The following is an 18941-nucleotide window of genomic DNA, read 5'->3' on the forward strand; positions in this document are numbered from 1 at the left end:
CCACGTGTGGCGTGCGCCAGAAAGGCAACCCATGAATTCCTCAACACTTCGCCGTACCCTGACCACAGCCGCAGCCGCAGGCGGCACCGCCGCGTTGATCCTGGCAGGCGCCGGAGCCGCGTCCGCCCATGTGGGCGTGACGCCGGACAAGACCTCAGCCAACTCCTACGCGCTGCTGACCTTCGCCATCCCCCACGGCTGCGAGGAATCCGCCACCACCAAGGTGGCCATTACCCTGCCGGCAGAGCTCAACGATGCCCAGCCCACCGTGAATCCCAACTGGACAGCGGAGAAGGTGACCGAACAGCTCGCCGAGCCGAAAAAGCTCGCCGACGGCAGTTCCATCACGAAGCGGACCAGCCAGATTGTCTACACGGCCAAGACGCCCCTGGCGCACGAACTCCGTGACACGCTGGTCCTGTCCGTCAAGCTTCCCGATGCCGCCGGCACCACCCTGAATTTCCCCACGCTGCAGACGTGCGAGGCCGGCCAGACGGACTGGTCTGAAATCGCCAAGGACGGCCAGGACCCGCACTCACTGAAGGCGCCGGCCCCGTCCATCACCATCACCGAGGCCGCCGCGTCCGACGGGCACGGTGCCACCGCGGCCGCGGCAACCCACACGGAACAGGCAGCGTCCGTGACGGACAGCGGCGCCGATGCCCGCAGTTGGGCCGGCCTCGGGGCCGGCGTGGCCGGGCTGGTACTCGGCGGGCTCGCGCTGCTTCGGAGCGGCGCACGCCGGAAGGCGGCCGACACCACCAAGTAGCCCCGGTTTGATGCCCGGATCATCACGATCCGGGCATCAAATTGCCTTGGGACCACGTGGCATCGTTGACGCCGCCCCGGACTGCCGCGAAGGTGGTGGCATGAGGTCTCAGAAAACACTCCAGGGGATAACCTTGTCGACGGCCGGCGTGGCGGCTGTCCTGCTGCTTGCATCATGCGGTCTCGGCCAGCCGCAGAGCCAAACGACCACCACCCCGGCCGGGCCGGGGACGGGCTCCGCCAGCCCCTCGCAGTCCGCACCCCCGGCTACAACGGCCGCGCCGCCGTCGTCCGCAGTCCCTGCCACCACCACGCCGGCAGGGCCCGGACTGTGCAAGGCGGCCGGGCTGTCCGCGGCCACCGACGCCACCGGAGGGGGCGCCGCGGGAAGCGTCTACATGAAGCTCAACCTCACCAATACCGGCAGCGAACCCTGCATCCTCAGGGGCTTCCCCGGCGTGTCCCTCGCAGCGGACGCGGCAGGCGGCCCCATCGGCGCGGCGGCCGACCGGGACGAGTCCGTTCCTGTCACGGATGTCCTGCTGGAACCGGGCCAAACCGGCTGGGCCCAGCTGCGTTACACGCAGGCAGGCAATTACACGGATTGCTCACCGGTTGAGGCGGCTGGCTACCGGATCTACCCGCCGGAGGACACCGAGTCCCTTTTCCTGGCCCAGCCCACCACTGCCTGCAACAACGCAGAGATCAAACTGCTGACCATCGGCGCTTTCCAGCCCGCCTGAGGCAACTGCTCCACGCCACGCAAAAGCAGGCGGCCCCGGCATCTGCCGGACCGCCTGCTTTTGTCTCTGGTGGTACTCAGGCCGTGGTGCGCCCGGTCCGTGCTGTCCCGCGGGAAAGGGCCACACCCAGGCCGATCATGGCAACGCCAAGGACGAAGTGCAGCCAGTTGTCAGCGGTGTTGACCGGAACAAAGTTGGCTGCCGAATCCTGGCCGATCAGCAGGCCATAGAGCCACAGGACCAGGTAAATGGCGCCGCCGCCGATCAGGTAGTTCCTCGACTGCGCGGCGCTGCCGGCCATGGCGATTCCCGCGACGCCGAAGAGCAGGTGCACGATGTTGTGCAGGATGGACACCTGGAAGATGCCCAGTAGCAACGCCTCGGAACCGTGCCCGGCAAAGCCGAGGCTCTCGTAGTTGGACGTGATGCCCGGGATGAAGCCCAGAACCCCCACCAGGAGGAAGACGGCGCCAACTGCCAGGGTTGCTTTTTGGATGTTGGTCCGGCCTGCGGTGCGACCGGTGGAACTCATGCTGGTCATGATCTGTCCTGCTTTCAGTCGTATACGTGCACGTCATCGCGGGGATGTGCGTGAACTCCAGACTCAACCCCCGATACGATAAGTATACTTATCAAGTTGTTTCCGGATAGGCGGGGGCCCATAACGGACCCATCACAGATCGGCCTGCGGGCCGCGGATGAGGCAGGGCGCCGCCGCCACCGCGGGACGGTTCGTGGTATCTGCGCGACGCCGGGCATTCAAGAGCCTCTCCCCGGACGCCGGCCGTTCTGTCGGTGGGGTGGGGCATGATGGAGGAATGAACCAGGAAGAGCCTTCCACGGACGGCCGGGGCGCCGTGGCCACAGCGCCAATGGGCCAATTTACCCGGCCCACCCGCGACTGGTTCATGGGCGCCTTCACCGAACCCACCCCCGCCCAGGACGGCGCCTGGAACGCCATCTCATCGGGCTCGCATGCCCTGGTGGTGGCACCCACCGGGTCCGGCAAAACCCTTGCCGCATTCCTGTGGGCACTTGACCGGCTCCTTTCGGCAGTGCCCGCGACAGAAACGGAAATCCCTGCGGAAGCTGCCGAACCCGCCGCTGTGGCCGGCGCCAAAGGAACCAAAACCCCGGCGAAAGCCCGCAAGCCCCGTGCGCCCAAGCGTAAAACCAAGGTGCTGTACATTTCGCCGCTGAAGGCACTGGGCGTGGACGTGGAACGGAACCTGCGTTCCCCGCTGATCGGCATCACGCAGACAGCCAAGCGGCTGGGACTGCCCGCCCCGCTGATCACCGTGGGCGTCCGGTCCGGAGACACCACCACGGCGGACCGGCGGGCACTGCTGAGCAACCCGCCGGACATCCTCATCACCACGCCCGAGTCTCTCTTCCTCATGCTCACATCCCGGGCCAGGGAGACACTCACCGAGGTGGACACCATCATCATCGATGAAGTCCACGCCGTTGCCGGCACTAAGCGCGGAGCCCACCTGGCTGTTTCACTGGAGCGCCTGGACGCGCTGCTGCCCAAACCCGCACAGCGGATCGGACTTTCCGCCACCGTGGAGCCCAAGGAACTCGTGGCCCAGTTCCTTGCCGGCACCGCTCCCGTCGAAATCGTGGCCCCGCCGTCCAAGAAGAACTGGGACCTTACGGTGTCGGTACCGGTGGAGGACATGTCCGATCTCCAAGGTGCAGCGGGAGCGTTCGACTCCGGCCCCGCCTCCGGGCTGCAGCCGCAGGCGTCCATCTGGCCCCATGTGGAGGAAAAAATCGTTGACCTGGTGCTGGCCAACCAGTCCACCATCGTCTTTGCCAACTCCCGCCGGCTGTCTGAACGGCTGACGGCGCGCCTCAACGAAATCTATGCCGAACGCCAGCTCATGGCCGCAGGCGCTGGCTGGGACGGCCCCCTGCCGGACGGCGCGGAGGCGTTCGGCGCGCCTTCCCGTGGCTCCGCGCCGGGCGTTCCTGCCTCCACTGCCACTCCCGCCCACATGATGGCACAGGCCGGGAGCTCCGCGGGGGCCGACCCGGTGCTGGCCCGCGCACACCATGGCTCGGTGTCCAAGGACCAGCGCGCGCTCATCGAGGACGACCTCAAATCCGGACGGCTGCGGTGCGTGGTTGCCACATCCTCGCTGGAACTCGGCATCGACATGGGCGCGGTGGACCTGGTGGTCCAGGTGGAGTCACCGCCTTCGGTGGCCAGCGGTCTCCAGCGCGTGGGGCGCGCCGGGCACCAGGTGGGCGAAATCTCGCAGGGCGTCCTGTTTCCCAAGCACCGGGCGGACCTGGTGCACACGGCCATCACCGTGGAACGCATGCTGGACGGCAAAATCGAACGGCTCAGCATCCCCGCAAATCCCCTGGACATCCTGGCACAGCAGACGGTGGCCGCCACCGCCCTGGGCAGCATCGACGTCGAGGAATGGTTCGCAACAGTCCGCCGGTCCGCCCCTTTCGCTTCGCTCCCCCGCTCCGCGTTCGAGGCCACCCTGGACCTGCTGGCCGGCCGCTACCCGTCCGACGAATTCGCCGAACTGCGGCCACGGATCATCTGGGACCGCAATGAAGGCACCATCGAAGGCCGGCCCGGTGCCCAGCGGCTGGCCGTGACCTCCGGCGGAACCATCCCGGACCGCGGCCTGTTCGGCGTCTACATCGTCGGCACTGAGACGGAAGGCTCGGCCTCCCCCTCGGAGGATGGCAAGCCGGCTCCGGCCCCCAAAGGTGGCCGGCGCGTTGGCGAACTGGACGAGGAAATGGTGTACGAATCCCGCGTGGGCGATGTCTTCGCGCTCGGTGCCACCAGCTGGAAGATCGAGGACATCACGCACGACCGTGTGCTGGTTTCCCCGGCTTTTGGGCAGCCCGGCAAGCTGCCTTTCTGGAAGGGTGATTCACTGGGCCGGCCAGTGGACCTGGGCCGCGCCCTTGGCGCCTTCGTGCGTGAGCTGTCAGCCTCCGACGCCGGACCAGCCGCCGAACGCTGCCAAGCCAGCGGGCTGGACGCCTTCGCCGCCAACAACCTCATCCAGTACCTCTCCGAACAGAAACAGGCCACCGAGGTGGTCCCCAGTGACACCACACTGGTGGTGGAACGGTTCCACGACGAACTCGGCGACTGGCGCGTGATCCTGCACAGCCCCTTCGGCATGCCGGTCCATGCACCGTGGGCCCTGGCCGTGGGCCAGCGGCTCCACCAGCGGTACGGCCTGGACGGCTCGGCCATGGCCGCCGACGACGGCATTGTGCTGCGGGTGCCGATGATGGAGGATGAGCCCCCGGGCGCCGAGCTGTTCCTTTTCGACCCCGAGGAACTGGAGCAGATCGTCACGGCCGAGGTGGGCGGCAGTGCCCTGTTCGCTTCACGGTTCCGCGAGTGCGCGGCCCGTGCCCTGTTGCTGCCGCGGCAGACCCCCGGCAAGCGCCAACCCCTGTGGCAGCAGCGGCAGCGGTCCGCCCAGCTGCTGGATGTGGCACGGAAATACCCCACGTTCCCCATCGTTCTGGAGACAGTCCGCGAATGCCTCCAGGACGTCTACGACCTTCCGGCGCTGAAGGACATTGCGGCCGCCGTCGAACGCCGCGAACTGCGGGTGGTGCAGACCACTACACAGCAGCCGTCACCGTTCGCCAAGTCCCTGCTCTTCGGCTACGTTGCCCAGTTCCTGTACGAGGGCGATTCCCCGCTGGCGGAACGGCGCGCCGCTGCACTTGCTTTGGACTCCACCCTCCTGAACGAGCTTTTGGGCCGGGTGGAGCTGCGCGAGCTCCTGGATGCCAAGGTCATCGATGCCACCGAACGCGAACTCCAGCGGCTGGTGCCGGACCGCAGGGTGCGGGGACTTGAGGGTGTGGCCGACCTCCTGCGGCTCCTTGGCCCGCTGGACCCGGACGAAGCCGCCGCCCGGTTGGAGCCGGCAGCAGGGATTGAGACTGCAACGGCCGGGGAGCCCGGCGAAACCCCGGTGGTTGGGGCTGCCGGGACCCCGGCCGCCCAGGCCGACACCGACTTTGCCGACGACCCCGTCCTTGAGCCTGCTGAAACCGCGCCGCTCCACACCGCCTCAGCCACTGTTGAGGAGGCCACCGCCCACCTCGTGGCGCTGCAGCGGGCCAACCGCGCCATCAAGGTCAACATCGGCGGGGCGGAACGCTTCGCTGCCGTGGAGGACGCGGCCCGCCTTCGTGATGCCATCGGCGTTCCTTTGCCCATGGGCGTGCCGCTGGCGTTCATCGAGCCCGTGGCGGACCCGCTGGGCGACCTCGTGTCCCGCTATGCCCGCACCCACGGGCCCTTCACTGCTGCTGAAGCCGCCGCCCGGCTGGGATTGGGCGTCGCCGTGGTGGGCACCGCCCTCAAACGCCTTGCCGACGACGGCCGCGTGGTGGAAGGCGAATTCCGGCCCCACGCAACGCCCGCCGCAGCCGGACCGGAGTCCGCGCCAACCGGCGGGGAGGACGGCGGGCAGCCGGACGGGGACGGACGGCAGGGAGAGATCCTGCGCGAAACCGTGCATGCGGCCGTCAGCGAATGGTGTGACGCCGAGGTGCTGCGGAAGCTCCGGCGGCGGTCCCTGGCCGCGCTGCGCGCCGAAGTGGAACCCGTGGACGCCGCCGCTTACGGACGATTCCTCCCGGCCTGGCAAAACGTCCGGATCCCGGGCGGCGGGCGGGGGCAGCCGGCGCTGCGGGGACTGGACGGCATCGTCACCGCAATCGACCAGCTGTCCGGCGTCCCCATCCCGGCGTCGGCCTGGGAACCCCTGATCCTGGCCGGCAGGGTGTCCAACTACCAGCCCGCCATGCTGGACGAGCTCATGGCGGCCGGCGAAGTCCTCTGGTCCGGAGCCGGTGCATTACCGGGAAATGACGGCTGGATCAGCCTGCACCTGGCCGACTCAGCGGAGCTGACGCTGAACCCTGCACCGGACTACGAACCGGGTGATGCCGGCCTGCGGCTCCTCGACCATCTCCGGAACAACGGCGGCGGATACTTCTTCCGCCAGCTCACGGAGGTTGCGGGAGGCATGGACTCGATGCTCAGCGACCAGGAACTGGTGTCCGCCCTCTGGGATCTCGCCTGGGCGGGACGGATCACCGGTGACACCTTCGCACCCGTCCGGTCGCTGATCGCGGGCGGCCATACGGCCCACCGGCAGGTGGCGAAGGCTCCCCGGTCCAGGGCTCCACGGCTGAACAGGCTGGGCCGCTCCCACGGTACCGGGCTGATGGGCTCGGCGGGCCTGGCCGGCGGGCGGTACGGTTCCCAGGGTGCAGCCGCTACTCCCCCAACCGCTGCCGGCCGCTGGTCCGCCCTTCCGCAGCCGGAACTGGATGCCACCATCCATGCCCGGGCTACGGCCGAGCTCCTGCTCGACAGGTATGGGGTGGTGACCCGGGGTTCGGTCATGGCAGAGCAGATCCTGGGCGGCTTCGGCCTGATGTACAAGGTCCTGGCCAGGCTCGAGGAAGCCGGACGTTGCCGCCGCGGGTACTTCATTGAACACCTCGGTGCGGCGCAGTTTGCTGTCCCCGCAACGGTGGACCGGCTGCGCTCCTACGCCGAGGATACGCAGATCGCCAAACCCGAGCCCGTGGCCCTTGCCCTGGCCGCCACGGATCCTGCGAATCCCTACGGCGCGGCGCTGCCCTGGCCGGCCCTGCGGGACGATGCCGGCACCGGCCACAGGCCGGGCCGCAAAGCCGGTGCCCTGGTGGTGCTGGTGGACGGCGCCCTGGTTCTCTACGTGGAACGGGGCGGCAAGACACTGTTGGCGTTCTCCGACGACCCCGCCATCCTTGACGCCGCCGGCGCCGCACTGGTGGGAGTGGTCACCCGCGGAGCCGTGGACAAGCTGATCATGGAAAAAGTGAACGGCCAGGGGATCCTCGACACCCCCATTGCCGCTGCCCTCAGCGCTGCCGGCGCCTATTCCACCCCCAAAGGTCTGAGGATCCGTGCCTGAGGGAGATTCCGTGTGGCGGGCCGCCCGGCAGTTGCACGAGGCGCTGGCCGGCCAGACACTGACCGCATCGGACTTCCGGGTACCGCGGTTCGCCACGCTGAACCTCTCAGGATGGACGGTGACCGAGGTTGTACCGCGGGGCAAGCACCTGCTCATGCGGGTGAAGGGGCCAGGGGACAAGGCCCTCACCATTCACTCCCACCTGAAGATGGAAGGCACGTGGCAGGTCTACCCGCCAGGCGGCAGGTGGCGGAAACCCGGCTTCACAGCGCGGTGCGTGCTGCGAACTGCTGCCGCGGACGCCGTCGGCTTCTCACTGGGCATCCTGGAAGTGGTGGCGACAGCGAACGAGGACTCCATCGTCGGGTTCCTTGGGCCGGACCTCCTGGGCCCGGACTGGGACCTGGACGAGGCCGAACGCCGGCTCCGGGCACGGCCGGACGTTCCCATCGGCGTGGCCATCCTGGACCAGAGCAACCTTGCCGGCATCGGGAACATCTACCGCTGCGAGGCCTGCTTCCTTTCCGGAGTGCATCCGGCCACCCCCGTGTCGGCGGTGGCGGACCTGCGCACCCTGATGACGGACGCCAAGCAGCTCCTGGAAGCAAACCTGGGCCCCGGCCGCCGCGTCACCATCCTCAACGCCCGCGGCATGCCGGTGGGCAGGATGGCCGGGAGGCCCGGCTACTGGGTGTACCGCCGGGACCAGCACCCGTGCCTCAAGTGCGGTACACCGGTGCGGCGTGGACTGCTGGGAAAACTGAACGGTGAAGAGGAACGAGACATCTACTTTTGCCCGAAGTGCCAGCCCGTCCCGGAATAGCTGGGCTCACCCGCGGCTTCCGGGCCGCCGTGGGGCTTCCCGTCCGAACGCGCCGCCCGGGCCACATTCGGAGCCCCGGCCGGAATCATGAACCAGGGCAGCAGCAGCTGTACCAGCGGCCCGATCGCAAGCGCATAGAGCACCGTTCCCATGCCAACTGACCCGCCCAGCAGCCAGCCTGCCGCGAGGACTGCCACCTCGATGAGGGTGCGGGACAACCGCACGGACCACCCTGTGCGGCGCGCGAGTCCGGTCATCAGGCCGTCACGGGCCCCCGGGCCGAACCTGGCCCCGATGTAGCAGGCCGAGGCGATGCCGTTCAGGAGGATGGCGCCCGCCAGCATGCCCACCTGTCCGGCGAGGTTGGACAGGGAGGGAATCAGCGCCAGGCCGACGTCGGCGAAGACACCCACCAGGATGGCGTTGCAGAGGGTGCCGAAGCCGGGCCGCTGGCGCAGCGGAATCCACAGCAGGAGCACCAGGAAACTGACAATGATGACCACGGCGCCGATACTCAAACCGGTCCGGTTTGCCACGCCCTGGTGGAACACGTCCCAGGGGTCCAGGCCCAGCCCGGCGCGGATGAAGAGGGCCAGGGAAATGCCGTACATGGCAAGGCCGGTGAAAAGCTGAACGATTCTGCGGAGCATCATTGGTCCACCCTCCCATCTAACTGGCATTGATTTACATAGCCAGTTTGAGATACTGGCTACATGGCTCCCTCCCTTGGCGCAGCAGCGCTCGGCCGCACGCTCGGCACCTGGCACCACGGCGGCGCCCCCGCCTACAGGGAACTGGCCGACGTACTCCGGCTCCTGATCCTGGACGGCCGCGTCCCGCTCGACACAGCACTCCCCAGTGAGCGCGCCCTGTGTACCGCGCTGGGCGTCAGCCGGACCACTGTCACCGCCGCCTACGCGGCACTGCGTGAACAGGGGTTCCTCAGCAGCGGACAGGGCAGCCGGGGCAGGACACGCATCCCGGAGCGGACCGCCTTCGGCCCGGCCCTCTACAGCCCGCAAACGTCCGCCACGCCGGCACTGACGGCTCCCGGCCTGGCCGCGCCCGAAGGCCTCATCGACCTGGCCTATTCGGCATTGCCGGCCAGCGGCGAGGTGGTGCACCGGGCCTTCGCGGCGGCGATGACGGAACTGCCGGCGCTGCTGCCGGGATTCGGGTACGACGCCGTGGGCCTCCTGCCGCTTCGCCAGGCCATTGCCGACAGGTATACGGCGGCTGGCGTTCCCACCGGCCCCGGGCAGATCATGGTGACGTCCGGGGCGCAGCACGCGCTGACCATCATCATCCGCACTCTGGCCGACCGCCAGGACAAGGTCCTGGTGGAACACCCCAGCTACCCCAACGCGCTGGACGCCATCCGTGCCGCCCGCTGCAGGCCCGTGCCGGTCGGGTTCGCGGAGTCCGGCTGGGACCTGCCGGCACTGGAAGCCGCCCTGGCGCAGCAGCGTCCCAAGATCGCCTACCTCGTTCCCGATTTCCACAACCCCACAGGCATGATGATGCCCGATGCCCAGCGCCGCCGGCTGGTAGCGGCCGCTGCCACAGCGGGGACCATACTGATCGCGGACGAAACACTGCGGGAGTTGAACCTCGACGGCATCCAGTCCACTCCCCTGGCCGGCTTCAGCAGTGCTGTGGTTTCCGTGGGATCGCTCAGCAAGTCCCACTGGGGCGGCCTGCGCACGGGCTGGATCCGCGCTTCCGAACCGATGATCCAGCGGTTCACTGCGGCCCGGAGCGTCCTGGACCTGGGCGGACCGGTCATGGAACAGCTGGCCGCAGCGCACCTGGTGCGGGCCCTGGAAGAGCCGTTGCCGGCCCTGCTGGAAACCCTTCGGGGCAACCGCGCCGCGCTGCTGGCATTGTTGCGGGAGCATCTGCCGGCCTGGCAAACAGCGTCACCTTCCGGCGGCCTGTCAGTATGGTGCAGGCTGCCGGCCCCCGTCAGTACGGCACTGACCGTGATCGCCCCGGAGCACGGGATCAGGCTGGCCGCCGGGCCCCGGTTTGGGATCGGCGGCGCCTTCGAGCGGTACCTTCGGCTCCCCTTCACCCTCCCGCCCGGCAAACTCGAGGCCGCCGTGCTGGCCCTGCGGGCCGCCCAGGACAGGCTCGACGCCGCACCCCAGCTGCGGCGCTCACTGACGCAGGCCCCAGCCGTCGCCATCGCCTGACGGCAGCCGCCGAAATCGCGGGGCCGCCACGCGAGTTAGCGGGAGCGGCCCGCATTCGCTGTGGCGAAACAGCTAATGCAGGCCGCTCCCGCTAAACGGGCATTCTTGTGGCCGCGCACCGGCAGGGCCCACGGGAGGGTGGTGGGCCAGCCGGGCTAGGCGTAGACGCGCTCCAGGAACCCGCTCCAGGCCTTGGCCGTGGTCTCCGAATCGCCGGCGCCACTGAAATCGTGCACCGTCATGCCCACGGGGGCACCCCAGGCGTTGCGGCCGAAGAACCGGTAGAGGGCATCCGCCGTGCGAAGGCCGAGGAAGTGCTCGTTGGAGAAGTCCACCTCGCCCGCAAGCCGGCCCACGCCGTCGAGCTCGACGTCCACGGGGCTGCCCTGCACCGCCGACTCAACGCCCAGCGCCCGGCGGAGCCGTGCAAAGCCGTCCGCCACTTGGGAGCCGGCGGGCCCCTGGATGTCGGTGAACACCACAGGTTTGCCGTCGAAGTGCTGGAGGTACTGGCCCAGGGTGTGCAGGTAGAACTCGGTGTGGCGGCTGGCGCCGTCGTACTGCTCGTCCCAGTTGTCCGCGAAGATCCCGCTGTGGACGTAGTGCAGGCGCGCCCGGCCGCCGTCCAGCGGTTCCAGGATGTGCTCGAGCTGGTTGAACCAGCCGTCCGGCCCATCCATCCGGGACACCAGGTGCGCGGGGTACTCCTCCACCGTTTTCACGGCAGGCCACTGGTCCGTGGGGAACATCCAGGCGGGAGTCCCTGCGGTGACAGCCTCCCAGACCCGCTCCGGCGTACCGGGAAGCTCGGTGTCGTAGACGATTTCAAAGTTGCGGTTGTCAGTCATGGCCTTGCTCCTTGGGTGCGGGTTCGCGTGAACTTTCGGGGGACGGTTTGAGGACGGGATGCAGTGCCACCACCAGGCGGTGGCGCCGTCCGCGGGAGGAGGTACCGGCGTCATGGTACTTATCCACCAGCTGCGTGACGGCGACGCCCAGCTCCTCGGCGAAGGCGGCACGCTCCGCCGCTGTGCGGAAGGTGATCTCGCCGTCGATGGCAAAGGTGGCAAGCTTTTGCCGGGCCGTCGCGGCTCCGGCGATCAGCTTCCCCACCTCCTGGACCATCCGGCCCGCGAGCGCCAGGAGCCAGAACGCCGAGAACCTGTCGGCAAAGCGCCGCGGATCAGGCGACACGGAAGCCAGGGCCGCGGGTGAGATCAGGTAGGAGGCCGCCGTGGCCTGGAGGACACGCTCGGTGACGTTGCCCTTGCGCCGTTCCTCCACCAGTTCCACCAAACCGTGCCGCTCCAGCGATTTGAGGTGGTAGTTCACCTTCTGCCGCGGCAGCCCCACCCGGACCGCCAGCTGGGTGGCGGAGGCGGGCTCCGCCAGTTCGCGGAGGATGGTGGAGCGGATGGGGTCCAGCGAGGCTTCGGCCGCCGCGGGGTCCTCGATTACTGCAATGTCCAACATGGATTAAGTGTGCCAACCGACGACTTTTTTTGTCAAGAACTTTTTTATCGTCGGTAGCACACGCGGTCCGCCGAAAGTGCCCCGGTAGAATGGACCGGTGATGCAATCCCCCCTGCCCGTGCGCGACGGCGTCAACGCCACCCGTTTGCGGCTCCCCGAAGAGGGCCCGTGGGACACCGCCATGGACTACATGATGCACCGCTGGGGCCACATCGATCCGCAGGGCATCGAGGACAGGTTCGACGCCGGCGAGATCGTGGGCGAGGGCGGCGTACCCCTGAGCCGGAACACCAGGCTCGAAGACCACACCTTCATCTGGTACTACCGCACGCTTCCCCCGGAAACCCGGATTCCCGTGGACCTGAGCATCCTGCACCAGGACGAACACCTGCTGGTGGTCGACAAGCCACACTTCCTGCCCACCACCCCCGGCGGTACCTACATCCAGGAATCAGCCCTGGTGCGGCTGCGGAACCAGCTGGACCTGCCGGACCTGATCCCCATGCACCGGCTGGACCGCATGACCGCCGGCGTCCTGCTGTTCTCCACCAACCCGCAGACGCGCGGCAAGTACCAGGTGCTGTTCGAGAAGCGCCAGGTGCAGAAGGAGTACGAGTGCGTTTCGGCCGCTCACCCCGCGCCGGGCCACCCCGCCGTCGACTTCCCCGTGGTGGTCCGCAATCGCATGACCAAGTCCCGCAGCTACCTGCTCGCCGAAGTGGTGGAGGGCGAGCCGAACGCGGAGACGCGGATTGAGCAGCTGGAAACGTTCGACGGCGGCGCCTCCGCGGGTGCCGGCGGCAGCATGGCCGCGGCGCCAGGCAGCGCCACCCGCCTCGCCAGGTACCGCCTGGAACCGCACACGGGCAAGACCCACCAGCTGCGGGTCCACATGGCCTCACTGGGACTCGGAATCGTCAACGACGCCTTCTATCCCGAGCTCCTTGACAAGGCCCCGGATGACTACGGCAAGCCCCTGCAGCTGCTGGCCCGCGGCATCCGGTTCGTGGATCCGATCTCGGGCAGTCCGGTGGAATACCGGAGCAGCCTTGAGCTCAGCGAAACCGTCCGCCCGCGTTCGCGGACGGCGCCGGAAAACTTCGGGAATTCTGGGGCCTGACCCCGGCAGCCCGGCCGCGAAAGTGCGGTACCTTGTGGCAATGGACTTCGGGAGCGCTGACAGCTGGGGGGAGGCGATCTATTTCTGGATCATCCCCGTGGTGCTTGGCGACGCCATCTTTCCGCCCATTCCGTCCGAAATGGTGGTCATCACCGGCGGCGCCCTGTCCGCTGACGGCAGGGCCAACATCTTCCTGGTGCTCGCCCTCGCCGCCGTTGCATCGTGGACAGGCGACATTGTGGTGTTCCAGCTGTTCCGCCGCCGCCTCAGCCATGTCCTGGACCGCTGGAAATGGGGCCGGCGGGTGCATCAGGGCATCCACGTCGCCCTTGCGAAGGCCGGCAGGTCCTCCACCTACGGGGCCATCATCGGCGCCAGGTTCATTCCGGGCGGGCGGCTTGCCACCTCCGCCGCCGCCGGCATTGCCAATGTTTCGGTCCGGGGCTTCAGCCTGTGCGCGGGCCTCGGGGCGGTGCTGTGGGCCTGCTGGTTAGTGGGGCTCGGCTACTTCACGGGCTCGGCAACGAAGCTGCCGTTCTGGGCGAGTTCCCTCATTGGCGTGGTGCTCGGCCTGGTGGTGGGCGCCGTCGTCGGCATCATCGTGACCCGCCGCCGCGGCAACCGCTCCCCTGTGGAGGAGCCCGGCCCGCTGGGCTGAACCGGGGCTGGCATTCTGCCGGTCCAGCCGCACAGCTTCAGACGGGCAGCCACTTGCCCCGGCTGCGCCGCAGCACGCTCAGGGAACCTGTCAGCGCAACGCGTTCGACGGCGTCGCGCATCATGGCTGCCGATTCCACCGCCTGCCGGTTCTCGCCGCTGTATTCGGTCGCCTCCACCAGGAAGCGCAGGTTGAGCAGCGGCACCCCGCCGGCAATCTGCAGCTGGTGCGACTCGACGTGGTGGCGGGTTCCCAATGCCTCGACGGCGGCGTCCATCACGGATTCGGGGGCGTTGCCCGGCCGGAGCCCGGTGATCTTCAAGCGGGTCTGGAACGAAGGCATGCCTTCAACCTTATCGAAACGCGCGCTCATATCCCGGCCTTAAAACCCAAACCCCCGCTCACTCTTCTGAAGAGAGTGAGCGGGGGTTCCGGAGATAGGCACCACAAGTGAGCGCGCGTGTGGGTTAGCCGGTGTTGCGGAGCCCGGCTGCCACACCGTTCACGGTGATGAGCATGGCCCGCTGGAGGCGTTCGTCGATCTCGCCGTTGCTCATGCCCTCGCCGGCTTCCGCACGGACACGGCGGAGCAGTTCCACCTGGAGGTAGCTGATGGGATCCAGGTACTGGTCGCGGACCTCGAGGGAGCGCTTGAGCGTGGGCTGGGCGTCCAGGAGCACGTGCTCGCCGGTAAGGTTCTGCACCTCGGCCACCGTGAGTTCGTATTCTTCACGGATGGCACGGAAAATGTGGTGCAGCTCTTTGGGGACCAGGGTGTCCACGTAGTAGCCGGCGATATCCAGGTCCGTCTTGGCGAGCGTCATCTCCACGTTGGAGAGCACGGAGCGGAAGAAGTGCCAGTGCCCGATCATCTCCACCAGCTGCTCCGAGTTGCCGGCTTCGCGGGCGGCTTTGAGGCCTGACCCCACGCCGAACCAGCCCGGGACGATCTGCCGGGACTGGGTCCAGCCGAAGACCCACGGGATGGCGCGCAGCCCGCCAAGGCCCGCACCGGAATCGGGGCGCTTGGACGGTCGGGAGCCGATGTTCAGCGAGCCGAGCTGCTCCACCGGGGTGGACGCCATGAAGTACGCCGGCAGGTCCGGGTGGTCGATCAGGCTGCGGTACCGCTCGAAGGCGGCGTCGGAAATGGTTTCCATGACGTGCGCGTAGCGTTCGCGCTGGTCGTCGGAGGTCCGGGGGTCGCGGTGCAGCGCCGAGCCCTGGAGCACGGCGGCCAGCGAAAGCTCCAGGTTTTCGCGGGCAAGCTCAGGCAGCGAGTACTTGTCGGAGATGACCTCGCCCTGCTCGGTGAACTTGATTTCGCCTTCCAGGACGCCGTTGGGCTGGGCCAGGATGGCATCGTAGGTGGGCCCGCCGCCGCGCCCCACGGATCCGCCGCGGCCGTGGAACAGGCGGACGCGGACGCCGTGCTTTGCGGCGATGTCACGCAGCTTGCGCTGGGTCTTGTGGATTTCCCACTGGCTGGTCATCACGCCGGATTCCTTGTTGGAGTCCGAGTAGCCCAACATCACTTCCTGGACGTCCCCGCGCAGCCGCACCAGTTCGCGGTAGGAGGGATCGGAGAGGAGCTGGTCGATGATCTCGGCGGAGGCTCGGAGTTCCTCCACGGTTTCCAGCAGCGGAGCGAAGCCCAGCTTGGCGTAGGGCTTCTCGCCGAAGAGGTTGACCAGGCCGGCCTCGCGGGCAATGACGGCGGCGGCCAGGACGTCATCCGCGCCGCGGGTCATGGAGATGATGTAGGTCTCGATGACGTCCGGGCCGTACATGCGCAGGGCCCGGCGGATCTCCCGGAAGACGTCGTACGTGCCGTCAGCGGCGCCGTCGAGCTTGATCGGGTGGCCGGACAGCGGGCGGCGGGAAGCGAGCTCGGAACCCAGCACCTCGAAGCGTTCCTTGCGGCTCAGTTCGGCGTAGTGCAGCCCGGGGCCGCCGATGCGGTCCATGAGCTGCCCGACGGCATCGTGGTGGTGGTCAGCGTGCTCACGGATGTCGAGGGTGGCCAGGTGCAGGCCGAAGGACGCGATGGCGCGGCGGACCCGGGCCAGGGCGCCGTCTGCAGCCAGCGACGCCGAGTGGTTGCGGAGCGACAGCTCCAGCAGGTCGAGGTCTGCCAGGAGCTCGTCCGTGCTGCTGTAGTCGCGGCCGTGCTCGTGGTTCGAGTTCGCTACGACGCGCTTGCCGGTGTTGATCAGCTTGGCCTTGATGCAGGTCAGCTTCAGCCGGTAGGGCTCCTGGGCATTCAGTTCCAGGACACGCTTGTCCAGGCCGGGCAGCTTCTTCAGGTCGGCGTCAATGGAGTCCAGCAGCACCTGGTCCGCGCCGGCGAGCGCCGTGGAATTGGAGAGGATGGAGATCAGCTCATCGATCATGCCGATGCTGATGCGGATGGCGTTCTGGTTCTGGATCTGGAGGATCTCGCGGGTTACAGCTGCCGTCACGTTGGGGTTGCCGTCACGGTCACCGCCGATCCAGGAGCCGAACTTTACCGGCGCGTCCTGCGCGGCCAGGGTGACGCCGTGCTCGCTGAGGAGTTCGGACAGCTCGGACAGCATTTCGGGCATGGCGTCGGTGAGGATGCCGCCCAGGTAGTAGATGGCGTTCCGGGCCTCGTCCACCGGTGTGGGCCGGACCTGCCGGAGTTCGTCGGTCTGCCACATCTGGTCGATGATTTCGGCCAGCTGGCGGTCCTGGCGGCGGCGCGCAGTGGTGCCCTCGGTGGTGGGCTGGGCCAGGACGTCGGAGAGCTTGCGGATCTTGTCCAGCACCGAGCGGCGGGAGGCCTCGGTGGGGTGCGCCGTGAAGATGGGGCGGACGTCGAGTCCGTTGACCACTTCCTGCAGCACCTCGGATCCGGCCTGGCCGGCGATCTCGGCTACCGTCTTGGCGAGCCAGCCATCCTTCTCTGCGCGGGTGCGAAGGCCGCGGACACGGTGGACCTGTTCGGCGGCGTTGGCCAGGTGGAAATAGAACGCAAAGGCGCGCACCAGGTCCGTTGCCTGCTCAATCGGCAGGGAGCCCAGCAGTTCGCGGACCTGGGCGACGACGTCGTGCGCGCTCCACGGGCCCGTGGCGTCTGCGCCGCCGCGGGCAGCCTCCTTGGATTCCTTGGTTAGGAGGCGGACCTGCTCCACGAGGTCAAGGAGTTCGGGCCCGTGCTGGCGGACCAGGGATTCTCCCAGCAGGGTGGAGACCCGGCGGACATCTGCCCTCAGTTCGGAGGCAAGATCGGATTCGGGGTGTGCTGCAGTGTGAGCCATGGAAGCAATCTTTCGAGGGTTTCGGACTTGGCTCGTACACTGCGCTGGATACTGTGAGCCACGTTACTAGCAGAAGATGCTACCCCTTTGGCACGGCGAAGGCAGAATGTGTCTCAGACTGTGTCACCCGCCCCGCACCACCTTGAAGTTGAAATCCGGGGTGCCCAGGGCCCCGAAGAGGCGCAGCCACAGCGGAAGCACCATCTCCGCCCCGCGGGCGGACGTGATATCGCCAAGGTCGATGATGTCCCGGTGGCCCAGCGCCTGCAGCAGCCCTGTAACTTGGGCTTTGGCCTGGCTGTCATCGCCTGAGACGAACACGGAATGGTCGCCGTCCGCCAGCCGTCCCGGGTCAACCATCAGTCCTGCGTTCATGGTGTTGAGGGTCTTGACCACCCTCGCGTCCGGGAAGGCCCGCTGGATCCGTTCCCCCAGGCTTTCGGTGTTGACCGGGTTCAGGACCGGCGGCATTCCCTGCGAGAAGTCGAGCGGGTTGGACACGTCCAGCAGGACCTTCCCGGCCAGGTTGGCACCCCCGGCGGCAGCAAGGGCAGCGAGCGACGCAGCACCATTGGTGGCATTGACCACCATTTCGCCTTCTTCCGCTGCTGCGCCGAACGTCTCCAGCCGGATACTTTGGTGCGCCGCCTGCCACTCGTTGAATGGCTGCCCGCCCATGGGGCCAGGCTCAGTACGGCGGGCAGTCTCCGCAGGATCCCTGGTTCCCATCACCACTTCATGCCCCAGGGAGCTGAAGGCTGCGGCGAGCGTCCGGCCCACAGTGCCGGTTCCAAAGACTGCGATCTTCATGATTTCTCCTGCTCGCCGGATCCGTGCCTCTTGATTCACGAGCGTACCTTCGCTGGCTGGCGCCGCAAGGGCAGGCAGCCGCTGCGGATGCCCCGGAATGAACCGGGGCAGGTGCCGGTTGTAGCGGGCAGACGAGATTGGAAGGAATCATGAGCACCACCACACCCGCAGGGACCACCGCGCCAGCCGCCAAACTCGAGCGCTGGCAGCGTTTCCGCGCCAACCGGGACAAGGCCCTGGCGGCCGGCCACGGCTGGCTCACGCTCACCTCCTTTCAATGGCTGGAGGACTCCCCTGCCGCCGTCGAACTCGTTCCCGGTATGTGGTCCACGCGGGGTAACGGGTCCGCGGAAGGCGCCGGCACAAGGGAACGCACGACGGCGGTACTCACCGCAGTGCCTTCCGACGGGCTAACGCTGGTGGAGACGGGCGAAACGGTGGACGGCACCATCACCGCGGTCCTCGCCGATGAGGAATCCCTGATGTGGGTGCAGTTCGGCGGCCCCGCCGGTGACCGGACGGTGGTGGAACTGGCCATGCGCGGAGGGCGGTATGCGATCCGCACCCGGGACGCTGAGTCGCCGGTGTTCACCGAATTCGACGGCGTGCCCACCTACCCCTACAACCCGGAGTGGGAAGTGACGGCCCGCTTCGAGCCGTACCCTGCCCCGGTTGATGTCCCAATCAGCACCGCCAACCCCCTGGTGGACGGCGTGCACCGGACCGTGGGCGAGGTGGTGTTCCGGCTTCCCGGCAGTCCCCACGAGTTCCGGCTGCAGGCCGAGGAGGAGAAGCTCGGGGCATTGACGGTCACGTTCCATGACGAGACGAACGGCTATACGACAGATGAGTGGCGGAAGGTCTCGGCGCCCCGGCCCCGGCCGAATCCGGACGGCAGCTTCACGGTGGTCCTCGATTTCAACCGGGCCATCAACTATCCCAGCGCCTTCACGCCCTACGGCACCTGCCCCATGCCGGTCCGGAATAACAGCCTGGACATCCGGGTGGAAGCGGGCGAGAAGGAGCCGTACCCGGCGTAGGGTTTCGCCAGGGTCAACCACAGGGCCCACCCTCGCCACCACCCGGGGCCGG

The 18941-nt window shown here is 68.0% G+C and carries 15 protein-coding genes; 8 read left to right on the plus strand and 7 right to left on the minus strand.

Annotated features, from left to right (window positions below; all coding sequences use genetic code 11):
- Nucleotides 1–31 precede the first annotated feature (31 nt).
- Together OVA06_RS14810 and OVA06_RS14815 are read left to right on the plus strand one after the other, a co-directional pair.
- Nucleotides 32–769 carry a YcnI family copper-binding membrane protein gene (locus OVA06_RS14810; RefSeq protein WP_268159319.1) on the plus strand — a complete coding sequence of 246 codons (738 nt, stop codon included), beginning with the start codon at nucleotides 32–34 and terminating at the stop codon, nucleotides 767–769.
- Between the two features lie 100 nt (nucleotides 770–869).
- Nucleotides 870–1511, plus strand: a complete 642-nt coding sequence (locus tag OVA06_RS14815; protein ID WP_268159321.1) for a DUF4232 domain-containing protein — start codon at nucleotides 870–872, stop codon at nucleotides 1509–1511.
- A gap of 76 nt (nucleotides 1512–1587) precedes the next feature.
- Here the strand turns inward: OVA06_RS14815 and OVA06_RS14820 are convergent, their stop codons facing one another.
- Nucleotides 1588–2052 (minus strand): DUF4383 domain-containing protein, encoded by a 465-nt coding sequence (locus OVA06_RS14820; protein WP_261620000.1) that lies wholly within the window; start codon nucleotides 2050–2052, stop codon nucleotides 1588–1590.
- A 277-nt stretch (nucleotides 2053–2329) separates the two neighbouring features.
- On the opposite strand from OVA06_RS14820, the gene OVA06_RS14825 reads away from it, so the two are divergent.
- Both OVA06_RS14825 and OVA06_RS14830 read left to right on the plus strand, forming a co-directional pair.
- Nucleotides 2330–7489 (plus strand): Lhr family ATP-dependent helicase, encoded by a 5160-nt coding sequence (locus OVA06_RS14825; RefSeq protein WP_268159324.1) that lies wholly within the window; start codon nucleotides 2330–2332, stop codon nucleotides 7487–7489.
- A complete protein-coding gene (locus OVA06_RS14830; RefSeq protein WP_268159326.1) occupies nucleotides 7482–8312 on the plus strand; it encodes an Fpg/Nei family DNA glycosylase in 831 nt (276 codons plus the stop codon). Before OVA06_RS14825 ends, OVA06_RS14830 begins: the two co-directional genes overlap by 8 nt.
- Here the strand turns inward: OVA06_RS14830 and yczE are convergent.
- On the minus strand, nucleotides 8276–8965 hold the full coding sequence (gene yczE / locus OVA06_RS14835) for a membrane protein YczE (protein ID WP_268159328.1): 690 nt from the start codon (nucleotides 8963–8965) through the stop codon (nucleotides 8276–8278). The genes OVA06_RS14830 and yczE overlap by 37 nt on opposite strands.
- Nucleotides 8966–9025: 60 nt before the next feature.
- Here yczE and yczR point away from each other — a divergent pair, with 60 nt between their 5' ends.
- Nucleotides 9026–10507 (plus strand): MocR-like transcription factor YczR, encoded by a 1482-nt coding sequence (gene yczR, locus OVA06_RS14840; RefSeq protein ID WP_268159330.1) that lies wholly within the window; start codon nucleotides 9026–9028, stop codon nucleotides 10505–10507.
- Between the two features lie 155 nt (nucleotides 10508–10662).
- Here yczR and OVA06_RS14845 read toward each other — a convergent pair whose 3' ends face one another.
- Nucleotides 10663–11355: an SRPBCC family protein gene (locus OVA06_RS14845; protein ID WP_268159332.1), complete on the minus strand. Its 693-nt coding sequence runs from the start codon at nucleotides 11353–11355 to the stop codon at nucleotides 10663–10665.
- Nucleotides 11348–11980: a winged helix-turn-helix domain-containing protein gene (locus tag OVA06_RS14850; protein ID WP_268159334.1), complete on the minus strand. Its 633-nt coding sequence runs from the start codon at nucleotides 11978–11980 to the stop codon at nucleotides 11348–11350. Before OVA06_RS14850 ends, OVA06_RS14845 begins: the two co-directional genes overlap by 8 nt.
- Before the next feature lie 100 nt (nucleotides 11981–12080).
- Here OVA06_RS14850 and OVA06_RS14855 point away from each other — a divergent pair, with 100 nt between their 5' ends.
- Both OVA06_RS14855 and OVA06_RS14860 read left to right on the plus strand, forming a co-directional pair.
- Nucleotides 12081–13100 carry an RluA family pseudouridine synthase gene (locus OVA06_RS14855; RefSeq protein WP_268160808.1) on the plus strand — a complete coding sequence of 340 codons (1020 nt, stop codon included), beginning with the start codon at nucleotides 12081–12083 and terminating at the stop codon, nucleotides 13098–13100.
- Nucleotides 13101–13140: 40 nt separating this feature from the next.
- Nucleotides 13141–13758 (plus strand): DedA family protein, encoded by a 618-nt coding sequence (locus OVA06_RS14860; RefSeq protein ID WP_056076734.1) that lies wholly within the window; start codon nucleotides 13141–13143, stop codon nucleotides 13756–13758.
- Nucleotides 13759–13795: 37 nt separating this feature from the next.
- On the opposite strand, the gene OVA06_RS14865 is transcribed toward OVA06_RS14860, so the two are convergent.
- The 3 genes from OVA06_RS14865 to OVA06_RS14875 all read right to left on the minus strand — a co-directional run bounded on the left by OVA06_RS14865 (nucleotide 13796) and on the right by OVA06_RS14875 (nucleotide 17849).
- Nucleotides 13796–14101 (minus strand): hypothetical protein, encoded by a 306-nt coding sequence (locus OVA06_RS14865; protein ID WP_056077060.1) that lies wholly within the window; start codon nucleotides 14099–14101, stop codon nucleotides 13796–13798.
- A 124-nt stretch (nucleotides 14102–14225) separates the two neighbouring features.
- On the minus strand, nucleotides 14226–17039 hold the full coding sequence (gene ppc, locus OVA06_RS14870) for a phosphoenolpyruvate carboxylase (protein ID WP_268159337.1): 2814 nt from the start codon (nucleotides 17037–17039) through the stop codon (nucleotides 14226–14228).
- A 123-nt stretch (nucleotides 17040–17162) separates the two neighbouring features.
- Nucleotides 17163–17849 (minus strand): NADPH-dependent F420 reductase, encoded by a 687-nt coding sequence (locus tag OVA06_RS14875; protein ID WP_268159339.1) that lies wholly within the window; start codon nucleotides 17847–17849, stop codon nucleotides 17163–17165.
- A 149-nt stretch (nucleotides 17850–17998) separates the two neighbouring features.
- Here OVA06_RS14875 and OVA06_RS14880 point away from each other — a divergent pair, with 149 nt between their 5' ends.
- The gene (locus tag OVA06_RS14880) at nucleotides 17999–18889 is read left to right on the plus strand and encodes a DUF1684 domain-containing protein (protein ID WP_268159341.1); all 891 of its coding nucleotides are present in this window, start codon (nucleotides 17999–18001) and stop codon (nucleotides 18887–18889) included.
- Nucleotides 18890–18941 lie beyond the last annotated feature (52 nt).

Origin of the sequence: Pseudarthrobacter sp. SL88, assembly GCF_026672455.1 — a bacterium.
Taxonomy (GTDB): domain Bacteria; phylum Actinomycetota; class Actinomycetes; order Actinomycetales; family Micrococcaceae; genus Arthrobacter.